Annotated in this window: 20 protein-coding genes; 11 read left to right on the top strand and 9 right to left on the bottom strand. The window is 62.8% G+C overall.

From position 1 onward, the window contains the following. Nucleotides 1-22: 22 nt before the first annotated feature. The 10 genes from M2360_RS13795 to M2360_RS13750 all read left to right on the top strand — a co-directional run bounded on the left by M2360_RS13795 (nt 23) and on the right by M2360_RS13750 (nt 9,230). Nucleotides 23-928, top strand: a complete 906-nt coding sequence (locus M2360_RS13795; protein WP_280775761.1) for an ABC transporter permease — start codon at nt 23-25, stop codon at nt 926-928. Between the two features lie 3 nt (nt 929-931). Continuing rightward, nucleotides 932-1,750, top strand: a complete 819-nt coding sequence (locus M2360_RS13790; RefSeq protein ID WP_280775759.1) for an ABC transporter permease — start codon at nt 932-934, stop codon at nt 1,748-1,750. Further along, a complete protein-coding gene (locus M2360_RS13785; protein ID WP_280775758.1) occupies nt 1,747-2,496 on the top strand; it encodes an aspartate/glutamate racemase family protein in 750 nt (249 codons plus the stop codon). The genes M2360_RS13790 and M2360_RS13785 overlap by 4 nt, the downstream gene beginning before the upstream one ends. Nucleotides 2,497-2,700: 204 nt before the next feature. Continuing rightward, the gene (locus M2360_RS13780) at nt 2,701-3,417 is read left to right on the top strand and encodes a GntR family transcriptional regulator (RefSeq protein WP_280775757.1); all 717 of its coding nucleotides are present in this window, start codon (nt 2,701-2,703) and stop codon (nt 3,415-3,417) included. Between the two features lie 3 nt (nt 3,418-3,420). After that, nucleotides 3,421-4,440 (top strand): ADP-ribosylglycohydrolase family protein, encoded by a 1,020-nt coding sequence (locus tag M2360_RS13775; RefSeq protein WP_280775756.1) that lies wholly within the window; start codon nt 3,421-3,423, stop codon nt 4,438-4,440. Beyond that, nucleotides 4,433-5,383 (top strand): PfkB family carbohydrate kinase, encoded by a 951-nt coding sequence (locus tag M2360_RS13770; protein WP_280775755.1) that lies wholly within the window; start codon nt 4,433-4,435, stop codon nt 5,381-5,383. The genes M2360_RS13775 and M2360_RS13770 overlap by 8 nt, the downstream gene beginning before the upstream one ends. Nucleotides 5,384-5,426: 43 nt before the next feature. Beyond that, nucleotides 5,427-6,476, top strand: coding sequence for an extracellular solute-binding protein (locus M2360_RS13765; protein ID WP_280775754.1), 1,050 nt, complete (start codon nt 5,427-5,429; stop codon nt 6,474-6,476). A gap of 143 nt (nt 6,477-6,619) precedes the next feature. Beyond that, nucleotides 6,620-7,378 carry an ABC transporter permease gene (locus tag M2360_RS13760; RefSeq protein ID WP_280775951.1) on the top strand — a complete coding sequence of 253 codons (759 nt, stop codon included), beginning with the start codon at nt 6,620-6,622 and terminating at the stop codon, nt 7,376-7,378. Continuing rightward, nucleotides 7,375-8,166, top strand: a complete 792-nt coding sequence (locus tag M2360_RS13755) for an ABC transporter permease (protein ID WP_280775753.1) — start codon at nt 7,375-7,377, stop codon at nt 8,164-8,166. The genes M2360_RS13760 and M2360_RS13755 overlap by 4 nt, the downstream gene beginning before the upstream one ends. Next, a complete protein-coding gene (locus M2360_RS13750; protein WP_280775752.1) occupies nt 8,166-9,230 on the top strand; it encodes an ABC transporter ATP-binding protein in 1,065 nt (354 codons plus the stop codon). The genes M2360_RS13755 and M2360_RS13750 overlap by 1 nt, the downstream gene beginning before the upstream one ends. Nucleotides 9,231-9,262: 32 nt before the next feature. On the opposite strand, the gene M2360_RS13745 is transcribed toward M2360_RS13750, so the two are convergent. The 9 genes from M2360_RS13745 to M2360_RS13705 form a co-directional block, all read right to left on the bottom strand. After that, nucleotides 9,263-10,165 carry an ABC transporter permease gene (locus M2360_RS13745; protein WP_280775750.1) on the bottom strand — a complete coding sequence of 301 codons (903 nt, stop codon included), beginning with the start codon at nt 10,163-10,165 and terminating at the stop codon, nt 9,263-9,265. A 1-nt stretch (nt 10,166) separates the two neighbouring features. After that, nucleotides 10,167-11,186 (bottom strand): ABC transporter permease, encoded by a 1,020-nt coding sequence (locus M2360_RS13740; RefSeq protein ID WP_280775748.1) that lies wholly within the window; start codon nt 11,184-11,186, stop codon nt 10,167-10,169. A gap of 8 nt (nt 11,187-11,194) precedes the next feature. Further along, nucleotides 11,195-12,442 carry an acyl-CoA dehydrogenase family protein gene (locus M2360_RS13735; protein WP_280775746.1) on the bottom strand — a complete coding sequence of 416 codons (1,248 nt, stop codon included), beginning with the start codon at nt 12,440-12,442 and terminating at the stop codon, nt 11,195-11,197. 2 nt (nt 12,443-12,444) lie between these two features. Beyond that, the gene (locus tag M2360_RS13730) at nt 12,445-14,325 is read right to left on the bottom strand and encodes an adenine deaminase C-terminal domain-containing protein (protein ID WP_280775744.1); all 1,881 of its coding nucleotides are present in this window, start codon (nt 14,323-14,325) and stop codon (nt 12,445-12,447) included. After that, complete coding sequence (locus M2360_RS13725; protein WP_280775743.1) at nt 14,322-15,830, bottom strand: ATP-binding cassette domain-containing protein; 1,509 nt, start codon at nt 15,828-15,830, stop codon at nt 14,322-14,324. Before M2360_RS13725 ends, M2360_RS13730 begins: the two co-directional genes overlap by 4 nt. Nucleotides 15,831-15,844: 14 nt before the next feature. Then, the gene (locus M2360_RS13720; RefSeq protein WP_280775742.1) at nt 15,845-16,828 is read right to left on the bottom strand and encodes a BMP family protein; all 984 of its coding nucleotides are present in this window, start codon (nt 16,826-16,828) and stop codon (nt 15,845-15,847) included. Next, on the bottom strand, nt 16,825-17,403 hold the full coding sequence (locus tag M2360_RS13715; RefSeq protein ID WP_280775741.1) for a hypothetical protein: 579 nt from the start codon (nt 17,401-17,403) through the stop codon (nt 16,825-16,827). The genes M2360_RS13720 and M2360_RS13715 overlap by 4 nt, the downstream gene beginning before the upstream one ends. Further along, the gene (gene add, locus M2360_RS13710) at nt 17,397-18,389 is read right to left on the bottom strand and encodes an adenosine deaminase (protein ID WP_280775740.1); all 993 of its coding nucleotides are present in this window, start codon (nt 18,387-18,389) and stop codon (nt 17,397-17,399) included. Before add ends, M2360_RS13715 begins: the two co-directional genes overlap by 7 nt. Nucleotides 18,390-18,483: 94 nt before the next feature. Then, nucleotides 18,484-19,476, bottom strand: coding sequence for a LysR family transcriptional regulator (locus M2360_RS13705; RefSeq protein ID WP_280775739.1), 993 nt, complete (start codon nt 19,474-19,476; stop codon nt 18,484-18,486). A 49-nt stretch (nt 19,477-19,525) separates the two neighbouring features. On the opposite strand from M2360_RS13705, the gene M2360_RS13700 reads away from it, so the two are divergent. Next, nucleotides 19,526-20,011 (top strand): nucleoside deaminase, encoded by a 486-nt coding sequence (locus tag M2360_RS13700; RefSeq protein ID WP_280775738.1) that lies wholly within the window; start codon nt 19,526-19,528, stop codon nt 20,009-20,011. Nucleotides 20,012-20,040 lie beyond the last annotated feature (29 nt).

Genomic DNA, 20,040 nt, shown 5'->3' with positions numbered 1-20,040 from the left:
CAATTTATTCGGGGAGACAGCCATGACCACAGTCAGATTGATTGGCGTGAGCGACAAGCCTTCAGAGCGCGCCTTCCGGCTGCCCGCATGGCTGCCGCCCTATCTGCAAGCGGCTCCCCTGACCTTGATCCTAGCCGCGTTCCTGCTCGCGCCGATCCTGCTGATCGCGGTGGTCAGCTTCTGGGATTACGACTTCGCCCAGATGTATCCCGATTTCGTCACGTTCAACTACACCGAAACGCTCGGCTCCTGGGTGACGTGGAAGACCTATCTCAACACGCTGAAATTTGCCGCGATCGTCTGGGTCATCACCCTCGTCATCGGCTTCTGGGTCGCCTATTTCCTCGCCTTCCATATCCGGTCGAGCGCCATGCAGACGGTGTTGTTTCTCGTCTGCACGGTGCCGTTCCTGACATCGAACATCATCCGCATGATCTCCTGGATTCCGGTGCTGGGCCGCAACGGACTGATCAACCAGGCTCTGGTCGGGGCGGGCATCGTGCCGCAACCGATCGAATGGCTGCTTTATTCCGATTTCGCCGTGGTGCTGGCCATGGTGCATCTCTATACGCTGTTCATGGTCACGCCCATCTTCAACACGCTGACCCGGATCGACAAATCGCTGGTGGAAGCCGCCCGCGACGCCGGCGCCTCAAGCTGGCAGATCCTCACCAATGTCATCATACCCTTGGCGAAACCCGGCATGGCGATCGGCACGATTTTCGTGGTCACGCTGGTGATGGCGGATTTCTCGACGGTGCAGGTTATGTCGGGCGGACAGAGCGCCTCGGTGGCGCTGATGATGAAGAACCAGATGTCGCTGCTGCAATATCCGGCCGCCGCCGCCAACGCCGTCGTGCTGCTGATCCTGGTGCTGCTGATGGTGGCCGCCATTCTCCGCGTCGTCGATATCCGCAAGGAGCTCTGAGCCATGCATCGAGAAAAACGCTCCCGCGAATTCTACATGCTCGCGATCTTTTTCGCGCTCTTCGTGCTGTTTCTCTATGGGCCGATGTCCGCCATCCTCATCCTCGCTTTTCAGGGACCGAATGGCGGCCTGACATTCCCGCTCAATGGCGTGTCGGTGCACTGGTTCGTCAATTTGTTCGAGAAGCAGGCGGTGGGCGATTTCGGCGGCTCGTTCCGGCGCTCGCTCTTCCTCGGCCTGATGGTGATGGTCGTGACGGTGCTGGTGTCGCTGCTGGCCGGCCTCGCCTTCCGCCGCAAGTTCATTGGCGCCACGCCGCTGTTCTATCTCTCGGTGGCGAGCCTCGTCGTCCCCTCGATCATCATCTCGCTCGGCATCGGCGTGCTGTTCTCACAGCTCGGCCTGCAGCCGGCCTGGTATTCCTCGGGCTTCGGCGCGCATCTCACCTGGACGCTGCCCTTCGGCGTGCTGATCATGTTTGCGGTGTTCAACCGCTTCTCGCCGGCCTATGAAGAAGCCGCCCGCGATCTGGGCGCCAATTCCTGGCAGACCTTCTATCACGTGGTATTGCCGATGATTGCGCCAAGCCTTGTTGGCGTCGGCCTGTTCGGCTTCTCGCTCTCCTATGACGAATTCGCCCGTACGCTGATGACATCGGGCACCTACAACACGCTGCCGCTCGAAATCTATGGCATGACCACCAATGTCACGACCCCCGTGCTCTATGCGCTCGGAGCGGTCACCACCTTTTTCTCCTTCCTGGTCATATCCGTGACGATCGGGGCGATCATGCTGATCAATCGCAGACGGATGCGCGCGTGACCCGGATACTTCTGATCAATCCCAATACGACGAAGACGATGACGGCCACGGCGGCGGACGCAGCAAGCCGGGTGAAGAATGATAGCACCGAGATTGTTGCGATCACCTCGTCCATGGGGCCTGTGTCGATCGAAGGCTATTATGACGAAGCTTTCGCGGTGCCCGGATTGCTGTTGGAGCTTGCCAAAGGCGAAAAAGCCGGGGCCGACGCCGCCATTATCGCCTGTTTCGACGATACCGGCCTCGACGCCGCCCGGGCGCTTGCCAGCATCCCCATCATCGGCATCTGCGAGGCGGCGCTTGCCTCAACCGCCTTCATAGCCCAGCGTTTCACCATCGTCACCACCATGGAGCGATCGCGGCTGCCGCTGGAGGGGCTGGTTCATCGCTACGGCATGGCCGGACGCTGCAAAGTCCGAGCTGCCGATATCCCCGTCCTTTCACTTGAAGACCCCCAGTCCAACGCCCGCGACCGGTTGCGCAATGAAATCGCCACCGCGCTCCGCGACGACAAGGCCGAGGCTATCGTGCTCGGCTGCGCGGGCATGGCGGATCTCGTGGAGCAACTCAGACATGAATTCGGCGTCCCCATTATCGATGGCGTCGCCGCTGCCGTGAAGCAGGCGGAAGCTCTGGTCGCCCTGGGCCTCAAGACAGCCAAGCGCGGCGCCTACGCGACGCCGGTCAACAAACCCTATGCCGGCCTGCTGGAAGATTTCTCGCCATCCCGGATTGCCGCGCTTTAAACCCGCTCACCGCTCGATGAAACCGGATTGCCGAAACGGCAATCCGGCCGGCGGCTGCCTGTAGACTCTCCCCTCCCCAATCCAGACATCGTGCCTCGGCAGTGCTTTTTGCGTGTCGCGTGGAATCGCGATTGACAAACATCTCGCGACTTTATTTTATACAGGTGTGAACAGGTTCATAGAACAGGTAGATAGCAGATTCGTATGAAGAGAGCTTTATCACCGGGCGCGCCCAAGCCGACGCAGATCGCCAATGTGCTGGAACAGGAGATTCTGTCCGGAAAACTGGGCTTCGGCGAGCGTTTGCAAAGCGAAAACCAACTGGTGCAACGTTTTTCGGTGAGCCGCAACACCTTGCGAAAAGGCCTGGAAGAGCTGAACAACCGCGGACTGATCACCACAAAAGTGGGTATCGGCTCTTTCGTGACCTTCGAAGGCAAGACGATCAACGACGCCGCTGGCTGGTCGCGCGCGCTCGCCGATGTCGGCGCGGAAACCACCACCCGCGTGCTGCGCATCGAGGTGCTTGAGGACAAGGCGCTGGCGGCCGAGATCGGCGCCGAGCGCGACCTCTTCATCGCCATCGACCGTCTTCGCTGCCTGGTGGTGGGCGACACCCCCATTTCGCTGGAGCGCAGCCGTCTGCCGCTTCTTCCCGAGCTGGAATCGCTGCCGATCCGTGGCCTGACCGCCGGCTCACTCCGGGAAACCATGCATGAGGCGGGACTGGTTCCCGCCAAGGGCGAGGAATGGGCCGACATCGAAATGCTGTCGGAGGAAGACTCCGAACTGCTCAAAAACGCGCCTGGCTCCGCCTTTCTGAGGACGCGCCGGCTCAGCCGCGACGAAGACGGCAGGCCGATCGAATATGTCGTCAGCCTGCTGCACCCCGCCTATTTCGCCTTGCATCTGGAGTTCTAACGCATGCCGCTTTCGAAGACAGAGATGATGGATCGCGCCCGCGCAGCGCTGATCGGCGGCGCGCTTGGCGATGCGATGGGCATGCCGACCCAACTGCTGTCGGCGGATCAGATCGCGGCCCGATACGGGCATGTCGAGGATTTCGTCGCGCCTGATGCCGATCATCCTGTCTCGAAGGGGCTTGAGGCCGGCGCGATCACCGACGACACGGAGCAGACGCTGCTGCTCGCCAAAGTGCTGCTGGCCTCACCCGCCGGTTTCGATCACCACGCCTGGATCGAGGCGCTGGTCGCCTGGGAAGACGACATCCGCCGGCGCGGCGGTTATGATCTCCTGGGGCCTTCGACCAAGCGCGCCATCGAGGCGATCCGCAATGGCATGACGCCTGAACAGGCCGGCCGTTACGGCGACACCAATGGGGCGGCGATGCGCATCGCTCCGGTCGGGATCATGACGCCGCCCTCCTCCGACCTCATCGCCCGGGTAGCTGAAACCTGCCGGGCCACGCACAACACCTCGATCGCCATTTCTGCCGCTTCCGCCGTCGCCATGGTGATCAGTTCAGGTCTCCAGGGCATGGGCTGGCGCGACGCCGTTGCACATGCGGCGGACGCCGCAAGAGCTGGCGCGGATCAGGGCGTCTGGATCGCCGGCGGCCAGCTCGCCGCCCGCATCGAACTGGCGCTGGATCTCGCGGGCAAAGCCGCCACGCAAAGCGATGTCGCCAGGCTCTTTGCGCTGCTTGGCTCGAGCGTCGCCTCGCAGGAATCCGTGCCTGCCGCTTTCGCGGCGCTCGCGCTCGCCGATGGCGATTGCTGGAAGGCGGCGGTTATCGCCGCCAATCTCGGCGGAGATACCGACACGATTGGCGCGATCGCCTGCTCCATGGCCGGCGCATGCTCTGGCATGCAGCCCCTGCCGCAGGACAAGATCGCGAAACTGCGCGGCATCGATCTCGGCGACGTCGATCATCTGGTCGAGGCGCTGGTGACCATGCGGATGGCCGGAGGCGGCGATGGCTGAGCCTCGGCTTGTTCATTTCGGCAGCGCCGTCATCGATTTCATCTATCGGCTGGATCGGCTGCCTCGGCCGGGCGAAGACCTGATCGCCTCGTCTTACTTCTCCATGCCGGGCGGCGGTTTCAACATGATGGCGGCGGCAAAGCGGAGCGGTCTTGCCACCGCTTTCGCCGGCCGGATCGGCGATGGGCCCGCTGGCGCCATACTGCACAAAGCATTCCGCGACGAAGACATCGACGTGCTGACGCCGCTCTATCAAGGCGAAGACACCGGCGTCTGCATCGTGATGGTGACGGATGACGCCGAGCGCACATTCGTTTCCTATCCCGGCGCCGAGAGCCGCTTGTCTGCCGACGACCTGCTTGCGCTTGAACTTCAGCCGACAGATTGGCTGTTCACTTCGGGATACACGCTTCTCTACCCGCAATCCGGCGGGGAGCAGACACGGTTCCTGTCCGAGGTCGATCCAGCGCTGAATTTCGTCTTCGATCCCACCGGCATCGTCGCGGATATTCCCCGCGAGCGGCTGGATGTGGCGCTGTCGCGGGCCGATTGGTTGAGCTGCAATCGCGACGAAGCATCGGTGATGATCGGCGACGATCTTGAGCCAGGCGATCTCGCGGGCGCTCTTTTGGAACGGCTCTGTCCCCGCGCCGTGGGCGTGGTGCTGCGCCTCGGCGCATCCGGCGCGATCCTCGCCATGCGTGGCGCCAAGCCCAAGACAATACCTGCATTCGAGGTGGCCGCCGTCGACACGACCGGCGCAGGCGATTGCCACCTCGGCGCATTCGTCGCCGCACTCTCCCGCGGCGACGTTCCGGAAAGGGCGGTGGAATACGCCAATGCCGCCGCCGCCCTTTCCACACTCAAACACGGCGGCGCGACTGCGCCTGACCACAAGGACGTTGATCTTTTCCTGAACCGCGCGGGGAAGCGTGATCAATGAAAAAACCGGGAACGACGCGCGTTGCGACTGAGAGGAGAATGCCATGAAACTATTCGCCAAACTGGCGGCGACCGCCATGCTTGCCGTGCTATCGCAGACCGCGTTTGCCGGCGATGTCCACGTGCTGAACTGGAAAGGCTACGGCGCCGACGAGCCCTGGGCCATCGAGGCTTTTGAAAAGGCCACCGGCCACAAGGTCATCAACGACTTCTTCAATTCCGAGCAGGAAATGCTCACCAAGCTGCGCACCAATCCGGGTCTCTACGACGTGGTGATGATCAACGCAGCCTTCAACGACCAAGCCTTCAAGGAAGGATTGATCGAGCCCATCGACATCTCCAAGATCGGCAATTACGCCGATCTCGGCGCAGAAAAGGCCAGGTCGCCGATGCTCAATCATGACGCCAAGGTTTATGGCGTTCCCTGGGTCTGGGGACTGACCTCGATCGCCGTCAACGACAAGGCCTTCGACAAGACGCCGACCTCCATCCAGGTGATGTGGGATCCGGCGCATAAGGGTCGCGTCGTGCTGCGTGACGACGCGCTCGAAGCCATCCAGTTCGGCGCGATCGCCAGCGGCCAGAACATCAACGACATCAAGGATCTCGACGCCGCCAAGGCCAAGCTCGCCTCGCTGATGCCCCAGATCCGCACCTTCTGGAGCGCCGAAAACGACTGGAACCAGATGGTCGCCGCCAACCAGATCAATGTCGGCACCTATTGGAGCGGCTCGGCCGGTCGCGCCAAGAAGAACTTCAAGCTGCCGGTAACCTTCGTCGTGCCGGAAGAAGGCGCAGTCGGCTGGCTCGACGCCTTCTCGATCCCGAAGGGTTCGAAAAATGTCGAAGGCGCCGAAGCCTTCATCAACTACATGATCGATCCCGCCTTCTATGTGGAGTGGGACAACAAGGTCGGCGCGCCGGTGTCCGCCAACACCAAGGCGGTCGCAGGCCTTCCGGCAGACGCCTTCAACCGCACCGTCATGGGTGATCCGGCTGTTGCGGCCCGCATCCAGTTCCAGGCGCCGGTGTCTGACGCCGACCGTGAAAAGTACCTCCAGCTCTGGCAGGAACTGAAGGTCAACGTGAAATGACAGTGGGACAGACGGGAACAGCTGTGGCGTCGTCAGCCCTCGGGGGCGGCAATGGACGCATCTCCGATGGCGCGAAGGCGGCGCCGCTGCTCGCTCCCGCCTATCTCTGGCTGACAGTGGCAATTTTTCTGCCGCTGTCGGCGATGATCTTCTTCAGCTTCGTCACCGACCTGCCGCTGTCCGGCAAGCCATGGACGCTGACGCTCGCCAACTACGCCGCCTTCTTCTCGACCGGCATTTACGCGACGCTGCTGCTCGCCTCGCTGAGGCTGGCGCTGGAAGTGACCTTCTGGTGCCTTGTCCTCGGCTTCCCCACTGCTTTCGTGTTGGCGAAAGTGCTTAAGGGGCGCAGCCGCGAGATGATCTTCCTGCTCGTCATCCTGCCCTTCTGGAGCAACGGGTTGGTCCGCATCTTCTCCTGGGCAATGGTGCTCAGAAGCGGCGGCATTCTCGACACCTGGCTCAACGCCATCCTGCCCTTCGAGATCAATATCGATCTCATGTATTCCTATCCCGCCGTCATCATCGGGCTGGTGCATTCCTATGTGCCCTATATCGTGCTGACCTGCTATCTCAGCCTGCAAGCGATCGATGACAGCCTGATCGAGGCTGCGCGGTCGCTCGGCGCTTCGCGCTTCACAATTCTCCGTCGGCTCATCCTGCCATTGTCCATGCCGGGCGTGGTGGCGGGCGCCGTGCTGGTGTTCGTGCCGGTGATCGGCTCCTTCATGGAGCCGCGCATTCTCGGCGGCCGCACCGGCACTTTCTATGGAACGGTGATCGAGGACCAGTTCGTGGCGGTGTTCAACTGGCCGCTGGGCGCGGCGCTGTCCTTCATTCTGCTCGGGCTCGTGCTGATCATCCTGGCGCTGGCGTCGCCGGTGATGCGGAGGGCGTCATGACCGCAACCACACGGTTTCTCAATGCGCTTGGCCGGCTTTATGTCGGTGTGCTGCTCGCCTTTCTCTATCTGCCAATCGTGATCATGGCGTTGATGTCCTTCAACGCCTCGCCCTTCTACATGCTGCCGATCGAGTGGTCGACGACATGGTATGAGGCGCTGTGGCAGGACGATCAGTTGATCTCGGCTGCGCTCAACAGTTTGAAAATCGCGGCCCTGACCACAGTGATCTCGACCGCACTCGGCACGGCGGCGTCTCTGGCGCTGTTCCGCTACGAGTTCGCCGGCAAGAAAATCCTGCAGGCGCTGTTGCTGCCGCCGATCGCCATTCCCTGGCTGATCACCGGCACCGCCATGCTGATCTTCTTCTTCGGCGTCGGCATCGGCCGCGGGTTGCATGCTATCATTCTCGGCCATGTCGCGCTTGCGCTGCCTTATGTGATCATCGTGGTGAATGCGCGTCTCAAGACGTTTCCCCGGGAGCTTGAGGAAGCCGCCCGCTCGCTCGGCGCAAATCAATGGCAGGTGACGCGCCGCGTCACCCTCCCCTGGATCGCGCCTGGGGTCATCGCGGGCGGCCTCTTCGCTTTCGCTGTGTCTTTCGACCAGTTCGTCGTTTCCTATTTCCTGGCGACGCCGGGCGAGACGACCCTGCCCGTCGAAATCTACGCCGCCATCCGCAAGGGCTTCACGCCCGAAATCAACGCCGTGTCGACGCTGATCATCGTCATGTCCATGGGCGTGATGCTGTTCACCGCCCGGTTCTACAAATTCGGAGGAAATGACTGATGGCCAGCGTGGAAGTCAGCAATCTGTCGCGCAGCTTCGGCATTTACAAGGCGCTCGACGATGTCTCGATCCGTTTCGAGGATGGCGGTTTCTATGCGCTGCTCGGCCCTTCCGGTAGCGGCAAGACCACGCTCTTGCGCATGATCGGCGGCTTCGATTATCCCGATCAGGGCCGCATCGCCATGAACGGCGAAAGCGTCGAGCGCGTGCCTCTGGAAAAGCGCAATATCGGCATGGTGTTTCAAAGCTATGCGCTGTTTCCCAACATGACCGTATTCGACAATGTCGCTTTCGGGCTGGAAATCCGCGGCGTGTCGCGGCAGGAGATCAAGAAGCGCGTCGGCGAAGCACTGGACCTGGTGCAACTGTCGGCGCTCGGTCATCGCAAGCCCAATCAGCTCTCGGGCGGCCAGCGTCAGCGCGTGGCGCTCGCCCGCGCCATCGTCATAAAGCCGCGCGTGCTGCTGCTTGACGAGCCGCTCGGCGCGCTCGACAAATCACTGCGGCTGGACATGCAGGTGGAGCTGAAACGTATCCAGCGCGAAATCGGCATCACCACCATCTTCGTGACCCATGACCAGGAAGAGGCGCTGACGATGAGCGACCGCATCGGCATTCTGAGCGGCGGCCGGGTCATCGAGGAAGGCGCGCCCGCCGACATCTATCACCGGCCCAACACGCTGTTTGCCGCCACCTTCCTGGGAGAGGCCAACATTTTCGAGGGACGATGGTCCGAAGGCGCGGTCGAGCTTCAGGATGGCGTCAAAATCCTGGCCGCTGCCGACGCCAAGACCGGACCGAACGGCGCCGCCGCGCATTGTCTGGTCCGCCCCGAACGGATCGCCATCAGCGCCCCGACCAATCCGACATCAGGGGAAATGAACCGACTGACGGGACGGCTCACGCGTCGTCTCTTCTCCGGTCACTGGACGACCTTGTTTATCCAGCGTGGCGAGCAGGAGATCCGCGTCGGCCTTCCGAGTTCGGCGCGGATGGAGATCGCGGAAGGCGATGAGGTGATGCTGTCCTGGGCCAAGGAGCATACGATTGGACTGGCGGCCTGAGACAGCCGGATTGTCTGCCTTTGGTAAAGGGCTCAGGCCCGCTTGAGCACCGAGCGGTTCGCCAGCATCAGCACAATGATCGTCATGACATAAGGCAGCGCCGAAAAAGCTTCGGTCGGCAGTCCCGCAAGCCCGCTTTGCGCCCTGAGCCCGAGACTGTCGAAAAAGGCGAAGATAAGCGCGCCGATCAGCGCCCCAAGCGGCGTCCAGCGGCCGACGATCACGATCGCCAGCGCGATATAGCCGCGGCCATTGGTGAGCCCGTCATTATAAGAGCCGAGAACGGCAAGCGTGATCGCCGCACCCGCCAGCCCCATGAACGCGCCGCCAAGCGTGATGGCGATGTAGCGGACGCGATCGACATTGACGCCGCGCATTTCCGCCGCCGCGCGGTCTTCTCCGACCGCCGTCAGGATCAGGCCTAGGCGGGTTCGGTTGAGGAGATAGATGGCGACGATCAGCACCAGGATCATCGCGTAAGTCAGCGCGTTCTGCCGAAACAGGATCGAGCCGATAAAGGGAATATCCGCAAGTCCGGGAATGGTGATCATCGGCACCAGCGGCACGAAGATCGCCGTTTGCCCCGAGGGTTGCCAGAGCTGGAACACATAGGATGTGAGCCCCGCCCCGATCAGCGAGATCGCGATGCCGATGACGATCTGGTCCGCATTGAAGCGGATCACCGAAACGGCGAGCAACAGGCCATACAAGGCGCCGACGAGGCAGGCTCCGGCAAGGCCCGCGCCCCAGCCTGCGAAATAGGCGAAGACCAGAGCGGCGAAAGCGCCGGCGGTCATGACGCCGTCGATGCCGAGATTGATGGCGCCGGCCTTTTCGGTGATCATTTCGCCGAGCGCCGCAATAAACAACGGCGTCGCCAGCCTGAGCATACCGCCAAGCACGATTTCCCAGAAGACCGGATCGGACCAATCCATCTCACGCCCCTCCCGTTTTACGCCGGAAAGCGAGCGCGACGATCAACAGCGTCAGCCCCTCGACCACGACGGCGATGGTGGCCGGAACCGAGGTTCCCATCTGCATACCCTGCGCGCCTGTCGACAAGGCGGCGAAGCCGAAGGCAGCCGCGAGAATACCGAGTGGATTGAGCCCGCCGAGAATGGCCACGAGAATGCCGGAAAATCCCAGGCCGCCGTCCACGCTCGGATAGAGCGTATGCGTGACGCCTGCGACCTGCGCCCAGCCTGCCAGGCCAGCCCCGGCGCCGGCGATGATGAACACCGACAGCGTCGCCCGTGATGAAGAGAGGCCGAGCCGAGCGGCAAGCTTGGGATGAGTGGAAAACAGGCTGTAGACCAGACCGGAGCGCGACCGGCCCCACCACCAGAGCGCTGTAGCGAGGATCGGGACCAGAATGAGCCCCCAATGCAGCCGCGTTCCTTCAATGAGCGTCGGAATGAGCGAGGCATCTGGCAGCGGATCGCTACGCGGCGTCGCCGTCTGGGCTGTGGCGGCAAGCGGCCCCTTCAACAGCCAGAGCAGCCCGAAGCCGGCGATGTAATTCAGAAGCAACGTCGACAGGATCTCGTTGACGCCGAAACGGAGCCGCAAGAGCGCCGGGATCAGGGCGAAGAGAACGCCACCCAGCATGCCGCCAAAGCAGCCGATGACCAGAAGCGCCAGCGGCGATCCGCCGGCGGAGGCCTGTAGAAGCGCCGTCGACAGCGCCGCGCCCATGACCAACTGCCCCTGGCTGCCGATGGTGAAGATCCCGGCGCGCAGAGCGGGCGCGACGCTCAGGCCGACCAGCGCCAAAGGAATAGCCGTCACCAAAGTTTCGGCAAAGAGATAGGTTTCGCCGAAAGCGCCATAAATCAGGGCCTTGAGCGCGGCGACGGGATCTGCGCCTGCCGCAAACACCAGAGCGGCGGTCAAAGCAATCAGCGCGCCGACCACTCCGAAAATCCGCAAGACCTGCGCCGAGCCGAATGCGCCCATGGCCGCCTTCACTGATAAAGCCCCGGCTCGGGTTGCCAGCCGGTGAGCACATGCCGACCGATCTCGGCCTGCTTCCAGGCGACGGGATCATGCAGCGACAACACCCGGATGTTGCGCCAATGCCGGTCGAAGCCATTGCTGCGCGCCACCGACCGCGTGCCCATCAGCGTATAGATTTCCGAGGCTGCGGCGAGCGACGCCTTATGCGCCGTCACCTTGGCGGCATAGACGGGAATGGCGAGCTCCGTGCGGTCGATCTCGCCGCGCTCATAGGCGTCCAGAAGATCCGCTGCATTCTGCATCAGCGTATAGGCGGCCACGAGATCGGCGACGAGATCGCCCGTCTTACTGCGGGTTAGAAGATCATCGGCGGCGTTATCGACACCGGCGGAAGGCCAGGGGCGGCTTTTTGTGGCCACGAAGCCGGCCGCCTCGCGCAGCGCCGCGACTGCCGAGCCGATCATGATGGCGCAGAAGCCGACCTGATAACGCAGCGAGGCATGCGGCGGTGAAAACTGGCCGGGGATCGTGGCGTTCCAGTCGGGATCCGTCTTCACATTGTCGAAGGTGATCGTGCCGGAATCGGTGGCCCGCTGGCCGATCGGGTCCCAGTCGCGATGGATGGCGACGCCCGGAGTCGTGGGCGGGATCAGGTTGAGCTGCATGCCCGCGAGCGGGTTTTCCGCAATGCCTGGCGCCTCAGGATTATAGGCCCAGGTGGCGATGTAATCGGCTTCGGCGGCAGCGGTGGTGTAGATCTTCTTGCCGGTGACGGTAAAGCCGCCGTCGGGGCGCGGCATGGCGGTCGTGGTCATGGGATCATCCACCTTGCGGCCCGACTCCGCCACGGCCAGACCGATGATCGCGCTGTCGTCGATGATGGCGCGGGCCAGTCTCGGCTTCAGCGCCGGCGGGCAATAGGTCAGGATTTCCCTGATGATCTCGTCATGCACCTTGTAGAGCTGGGCGACCGAGGAATCTGCCAACGCCAGCCGCAACTGCGCCTCCATTGAGGCCCGATGGGAGAATCCCAGTCCTCCGAGTTCTTTCGGCAGCACGCTCTTGAGAAAGCCGCTGCGCTTCAGCACTGCCATGGATTGGGTCGGATAGCGACCGATACGATCATTTTCAGCTGCGAGCGGAGCAATCTCTGTTTCGGCTATGTTGCTCAGCGTCGACAGCGCCTCGGTCTCTTCGGATGACAACCCGGCGGGAGGAAAAGCTGCGCCGAGTAGCGGCGGAAGTTTGGCGGTCATGGTCATTCTCCGGGGATCGCCACAGCCTCGAACCGGCCGGGATCCATCATCTTGTGAACGTCATGGGCGTGGCTCGGGCAGCGGCAGCAGACAAGGCCGCCCTGAAGACCTAGCACGAGGTCGGTGAAGCTCTGCGTCTTCGTTTCCACCAATCCGCGTTCGGTGAGGCCGAGATCCGGCACGCCGACGAGACCGATGAAGGACATGATCAGGAACGGCGCGTGCATGGTGCAGCCGATCGTCTTCGCCGCCTCATCGCAGAGCAGCGAGAGGTCGCGCACGGTCTCCCAGGGCTGATCGCTCATGCAGCCGGCCACCGGTAGGGGCACAGCGCTCAGGATCTTGCCATCGGCGACGACGACATATCCGCCGCCGATCGCCTTGATGGCATGGGCGGCGAAGGCGAGCTCTTCATCGCTGACGCCCACCATCACCAGGTTCTGGTTCTCGCAATTGGTCGTGGCAGCGATGGCGCCGCGTTTCAGGCCGAAACCCTTGACGAAACCGACGCCGACATTGTCGGTGGCGTGGTGGCGGTCGACGATGGCGACTTTCAGGACATCGCGCTCGGTGTCGCAGACCAGCCTGCCGTCGACCACGTCGAGTTCGGCGTGGAAGGCGCGCTTGAAATAGCCGTCATACATTTCCATCGCCTGCACCCAGGCTTTGGGGCCTGCAGCTTCTGTCGTGAAGAAACCGGCGTTGATATCCGGATGCAGATGGATGGTGTCGCGAGTGAAAGGGGGCACCGGATCGGTGTTCTCGAACAGCGGTTTGCCGTCCCGCGCCACCACATTGCCGTCCACCATCACCAATGTTGGCCGCGCCTCGGCGAGATCAGGCACGAGCTGCAGATCGGCGATCTTGTTGGGGGTGATGGAGCCGATGAGATGGTCGATGCGGTAATAGGAGGCGGCGTTCAGCGTCGCCATCCGCCAGGCCTTCAGCGGCTCGACGCCGCATTCGATCGCCTTGCGCACATGATGATCGATATGGCCCTGCCGATCCAGATCCTCCACCAGCTTGTCGTCGGCGCAGAAGGAAATGTGATGCAGGCCATCCTTGAGCGCGGGAATGTCGGCGAAGACCTCAGGTGTATTGTCGTTCATGCTGCCGGCCATCACGGTCAGCATCGCGCCGAGCCGCAGCCTCTCGACCACGTCCTTGGTCTTGTGGGCGTTGTGATCGTCGGAGATGCCGCCGGCGAGATAGGCCCAGAGCGGCTCGTTTTCCAGAAGCGCGGTGTGACCGGTGATGCGCTTGCCGGCAGCGATCGCCGCGACCTGCTTGCGCGCCGAGGATTCGTCGAGATTGAAGGGGTTGGATTCGCCGAGTGTGGCGGCGTCCGGCCGCTGGACGCGATAGGCGATCTGCTCGGTGGTCAGATGCGCGCCGCCGAGCTCCAGTTCCGGCGCCTGCGGCACCTTGTGCGACACCTGGCGCAGGATACGGAGCGGCGTGGTGGTCGTCCCCATGAAATCGAGCCCGTCCTCGCCCAGCACATTGGCGATGCAGTTGGCGTCGGCGAGCACCGTCGTCGTGCCGCGCGGCACCGAGAGACGGGCGAGTTCGCCAGGAACTAGCTTGGTGTATTCGATATGCAGATGCACATCGATGAAGGTCGGGGCGACGAAATAGCCGGTCGCGTCGATGATGTCATCACAATCGAAATAACCGACCGGCGTCACCGCCGCGATATGGCGCCCCGAGATCACCACGTCGCGCTCCAGGATCTCGCCGATATGCAGGGCCAGCACCTTGCCGCCGCGAATGATGCGGTCCGGCTTCTCGCGCCCGGCGGCGACGAAGCGCATGCGCATCAATTCTTCAACGCTGGGCGCCCAGGCGGCGCCGGTGGCGGGAAAGGCGATCTTGTCGGTCATGCAGGCGTCTCCTGAGCGGGCAATCCCGCCATGGCCCGGCCGATGGCGGTCATATCCACCGGGCCGGAAAGATCGAATTCAGCAACCAACCGCCCATGCGTCAAGACGACGAGGCGGTGTCCTATCTCAAGCAGTTCATCGAGATCAGCAGACAACACAACCACAGCCGCACCCTCTCCCGCAGATCTAACAAGCGCGCCGCGAATGCCCGCGCTGGCGGCGAGATCGAGCCCTTGCGTCGGTCCATGCACGACGATGACGCCGGGCTTTTCCGCCAGTTCGCGGCCGACGAGCAGCTTCTGCTGGTTGCCTCCCGACAGGCCGCCCGCCTGGGCTTCGGGATTGGGCGGACGCACGTCGAAGGCTTCGATGATTTCTAGACCCCGCGCCCGCTCAGCGGCGCGCCGCCGCGTTCCAAAGCGACGAAAGGTCTTGCCGGCCATAGCGAACAGGCTGGCGTTTTCAGCAATCGTCAGATCGGCGGCGACGCCATCGGCGCGATTTTCCGGGATGAAGGCGAGATCGGCATTTGCGGTGCGCACGGCGTCGCCGCTGACCTCGACGCCATCGACTTCGACCGAACCCCGTATAGCGCGCAGACCGGCCAGCGCCTCCGCAAGAGCCGGCTGGCTCGCTCCCGCCACGCCGGCGATGGCGAGGATCTCGCCCTGCCTGATCGAAAAGGATAACCCTTCCAACACGACCGTTTCCCCCTCCTTGACGGAGAGATCGGTCACCTTCAGCCTCGCCCATGTGCTCTGACTGGTCGTTTTTTCCTTTGCGGATCGGTCCCGGTCGCCGACCATCAGGCGAGCGATATCCTCGCCGGCGAGGCCGCCAACTTGGCCATCGAGCACCACCCTGCCCGCCCGGAGAACCGTGATCCGGTCCGCGCCGCGCATGACTTCGGTGATCCGGTGGGTGACCAGGCCGATCGAGGTTCCGGAGGCGGCAAGCTTACGAATTGCAGCGACAAGCCGATCAATCTCGATGGGGCCAAGCGCTGACGTCGGCTCATCGAGCAGCAGCACCCGCGCGCCATCGGCAAGTGCGGCGATGATCTCGCCCATTTGCCGCTCGGCGAGACTAAGGCGTCCGACCGGCGCGTCGAGATCCAGAGACATGTCCATCAGGCTGGCTGCTTCCGCCAGCTCCGCACTCGCCGCCTTGCGGTCAAGCCGCAGGCCGGTTTTCGCCAGCAGATGGTTTTCAGTGATGGACAGGCTTTTGAGAAACGACAGCGACTGCGGCACAAAGCCGATACCGGCCTCGATGGCGCGCCGGCGAGACCAGTTGGTCACGGCCCCGCCATCGAGATTGAAAGCGCCTGTATCCATCGGCAGTATCCCAGCGATGATCTTGGCGAGGGTGGATTTTCCCGCACCGTTCTCGCCGACAATGGCCGTCACTTCCCCCTGCCTGAGGGCGATCGACGCATCCTCAAGCGCCCGGAGCGATCCGAAGCTCTTATTGACGCCCGAAAGGGAAATGAGGGCCTGCGTCACGCTTGAGATACCTTTTACTCGAAGAAGTTCGGCAAGGTCTTCTTGCCGGAGGCGAGATCGGCGATCAGCGCCTCGACTTGGCTGTCGAGATCGGCGGGCAGGCTTTCGCCGAGCGCATTGACCTTGGTCATGATCAGGCCCTTGTTGCCGATGCCGGAGACGAAGAACTTCTTGCCGAAGCTGCCGGCCTTGATGTCGTCGACATAGGCCTTGTAGGTCGGATGCATATCGAGCACGACCGAGACGATATTGACCTTTGCGGCAAAGCCGCCCGCCTCGCCGGTGACGCCGATGGTGAGAGCCCCTTCCTGGGAGGCGGCTGCCGCCACGCCATTGCCGATGCCGTCGCCCGAGGTCCAGACGAGTTTTGCGCCCTGGGCGACCATGCCGCGCGTGACTTCGGCCGCCTTCTGCGCGTCGTCGAAGGAGCCAGTATAGGCTTCGATCACTTTGGCGTCGGGCTTGCCTTCCTTGAGGCCGGCCTTGAAGCCGTTGTGGGAGGCTTTCACGAAGCCGAGTTCCGGCCCGCCGACCATGCCGAAAGTGGAGACGCCGCCAAGCTTGCCGGCGATGAAGCCGCCGAGATAGCCTTGCTGACCGAAATCATAGGTCCAGCCATCGACATTGCCGAGAAGTCGCCCCGCGAGATCCGGACCGCCTGAGGCCGCAAAATGCACTTTCGGGAAATCAGGAGCGATCTTCAGGATCGGCTCCGACAATTCGATGCCATGGCCGATGATCAGGTCGTAGCCCATGGCCGCATATTGACGGATCACCGGCTCGGATTTGGAGGGATCGGCCATTTCCTCGCGCAACTCGAAGGTGATTTCGCCATCCGTGGCGAGCTTTTCCGCCGCTTCGCGGGCCACCTGGTTGAACGAACCGTCATTGGCATGGCCCGGCACAAGCAGAGCGACCTTGAGAGGAGCGGCATAGGCGCCGGTGACAGTGGAGGCGAGAAGGACGGCCGCGAGGCCGAGGCGGCGAAGCATGTTCATGGGGCGTTTTCCTTGTTGGTGTCTGGGAGGACGCGGAGTGTCACGGGATCGAGGCTCGGACCATCGAACTTGCCGCTAAAGCGGTTCTTCTGGGCGATGGCAGCGCCGCTTGCGAGATCGAAGCAGGGATCAAGAATGGGCTTGTCGACGCCGAGCGTTTCGGCAGGCAGGCAGAGAACGCGACGGGCGCCATAGGCTTCGGCGCGGGCGACGCCGGACAGCGTCCCGCGTCGCGCGGCCGACAGCAAGGCTGCGGTGGACAGAAAGCCGGCGGGCCGAGCAGCGCCGTCGCAGGACATGCCCGGCGGGCATACGAGATGCCGCATGTCGCCTTGGCTATCGACCGCGATCGTCTCCCGCGACCGCTCCATCCAAGCTGGCGCGCCGCCCAGGATCGACACGACGTCGCCATCCCGGCGGATTTCCACCGCCGCCACATAGGTCGGCTCGACTTTCGAGCCCTGAACCAGGAATTGTGTCGGCAGGTTGTTCACCCAGGCGGCGACGTCGACCTCTTCGGCATGGGCCGAAGACGCGAGCGCGATTGTCAGGGCGAACGCCAGACCGGTCACCATGCGGCGAGATCCCCCAGCAGTTTCGTCTTCAACTCTTCGGGCGCGAAGGAGGCCTTGATCGAGGTCGCGGCGACGCCTCGCACCGTTTCCCGGTCCCAGCCAAAGGGCTCTGCGGTGCGGGCATATTCGGTCGGAAGATCGAGCCGCAACAGTGCGGGATCGTCGGTGTTGATCGAGACGGGCACGCCAGCGCGCCGCAAGCGGTCGATCGGATGCTCGCCCATGTCCTTATACAGTCCGAGCGTCAGGTTCGAGGTCGGGCAGACACCGAGCGCGATCTGGCGGTCGGCGAGAATGCCGACGAGTTCGTCATCCTCGATCGCGCGAACGCCATGGTCGATGCGATCGGCGCCGAGCAGAAAAATCGCATCCCGCACGCCTTCGGCCCCGCTCGATTCCCCGGCATGGGCCGTACGCTTCAACCCGCCACGACCGGCAAGCTGGAAGGCCTCGGCGAATTTCGGTCCGGTGCGCCCCGCCGCCGCTTCATTGCCATCCACCGAGAGCGCCACGACGCGCGGATGCTTGATCCGCAGCAGCTCTTCCACGATATCGACGGCTTCAGAGGCCGTTTGCTGGCGGAGGAGGGAAATACAAAGCCCGACATTCGGCAGGCCGTCCTGTTCGGCGGCGGATAAGCCGGCGTCCAGGCCATCAATCAATCCGGCGAGATTGCCTTTCCAGCCCGACCAATGCGTGGGATTGACGATCAGATCGGCATAGCCGACGCCTGAGGCGGCCATGCGTTCGGCGAAGGCATAGGCGGATTTGGCGAGCTGGTCGCGGCTTCTAGACAAGCCGCAAATGAAATCGAGAAATTCCAGAAAATCGGCAAGGCCATTGAAATCGAGCAGGCGCTCCTCGGAGCGCGGCAGAGCCACGCCGTTCTCCCGCGCCAGTTCCACGATCGTCTCCGTCCCGAAGCAACCCTCGAGATGAATGTGGATCTCAGCCTTAGGCAGCGAGAGAAAGTCGATGGAGTTCATGCCGTTCCGCCTTATTGACAGGCGTCAGACTTCCACCCCTTTCGCAACCGCACAAGAACTGTTTTCCGCATGAAGCGTTCGAATTTTTGCAACACTAACGCGGCATCGCCAAAGGTTGACGCGCAAGCTGAATCGAATCGAGCGAGGTTCGGACGATGTCGATCATCGCCTGCGCCGCCGGCGGCGGACGTCGATTGGACGGTGTGGCGATCACCAGCGTCTCCTCCTCCAACTTCCGATCCTCGATCGGCAGGAATGCAAGTTCACCCCGCGCCACTTCCGAATGGACGTCGAAGATGGACAGGATCGCCACGCTCTGGCCGATCCGCAGCATCGACTTCATCAGCGTGATGGAATTGGTGGTCACTGCCGCGGAAAGATCGACATGCGCTTCCTGGAACGCGGCTTCGATAAATTTGCGAATACCGATGGAGCGGTCTGGCAGGATGAAGCCGTGGCGCAGGCAATCGGCCAACCGCGTCGCGCGGCTGGTGGCCAACGGATGATTGGCCGCCATAACCAGCCCCGGCCGCGCCCGCAGGCTATAGACGATATCGGCCTGAAGTCGGGTCGGCGGGTTGAAAATCAGCGCCATGTCAATCTCCTTGGCAGTGAGACGGCGCAGGAGATCGTCGCCGCCGCCGATGACCACCTCCGTCTCAACCAAGGGCATCTCCGCCTGTAGCGCCTTGATCGCATCTGGCAGGAAGGCGGCGGCGAAGCATTCCATCGCCCCGATCGAGATCGAGCCGCGACGTTGCCCCTTGAGATCGCGCAACTGGCCCGCCGCGATGTCCTGCTCCCGGCGCCAGCGCCTGATATCGGCCAGCAGCCGCTCGCCGGCGGCGGTTGGTCTTACCCCGCGCGGCAACCGTTCTAGCAAGGGCAGACCGACATCCTCCTCCAGATTGAGGATCTGCCGGTTGATGGCGGAAGCTGACATATTAAGGTTTTCGGCGGCGCGACGGAAGGAGCCGGCGCGGGCGACGGCATCGAGAAGGACGGCGGAAGACGAGATCAGTTGCATGGGAAGATCGCCAGTGTTGCGTTTTTTCGAACGATAGAATCGAAAAACGACGCTTGTCATTCGTTTTCTCATCGCGCAACCTTTCGGCGCAATCACAGGGGACAGCATCATGACGGCATTGCCGGGACTCGATCACGAGCATTTTCTCCGGCTGAGCTTTCAGGTGGCGCGGCGGGCGCAGGAATGCGGCAATCATCCGTTCGGCGCGATCCTCGTCGGGCCGGATGGCGCCGTGCTGATGGAGCAGGAGAACGCCTACCAGCCGACCCGCGACATGACGGGGCATGCCGAGCGCGTGCTGATGACGCGGGCTTCACAGACCTATCCGGTCGAATTTCTGCGCGATTGCACCATGTACACGTCAGCCGAACCCTGCGCCATGTGCGCCGGCGCTGCCTATTGGGCCGGCATCGGCCGCGTCGTCTATGGCTTGAGCGAAAACCAACTCAAGGAGATCACCGGCAATCACCCGGAAAATCCCACGCTTGATCTGCCCTGCCATGTGGTGTTTGAGGCCGGCCAACGGCGCGTCGAGGTGATTGGCCCGATGTTGATTGAAGAGGCGGCATCGTTGCATCAGGGCGTCTGGGGTTAGCGACATAGGGACGTCCGGAAAAATTCTCA

Origin of the sequence: Rhizobium sp. SG_E_25_P2, assembly GCF_029892285.1 — a bacterium.
GTDB lineage: Bacteria > Pseudomonadota > Alphaproteobacteria > Rhizobiales > Rhizobiaceae > Rhizobium_E.
Note: the sequence above shows the minus strand (reverse complement) of the source record. Positions and strands in the feature narration are given on the sequence as shown.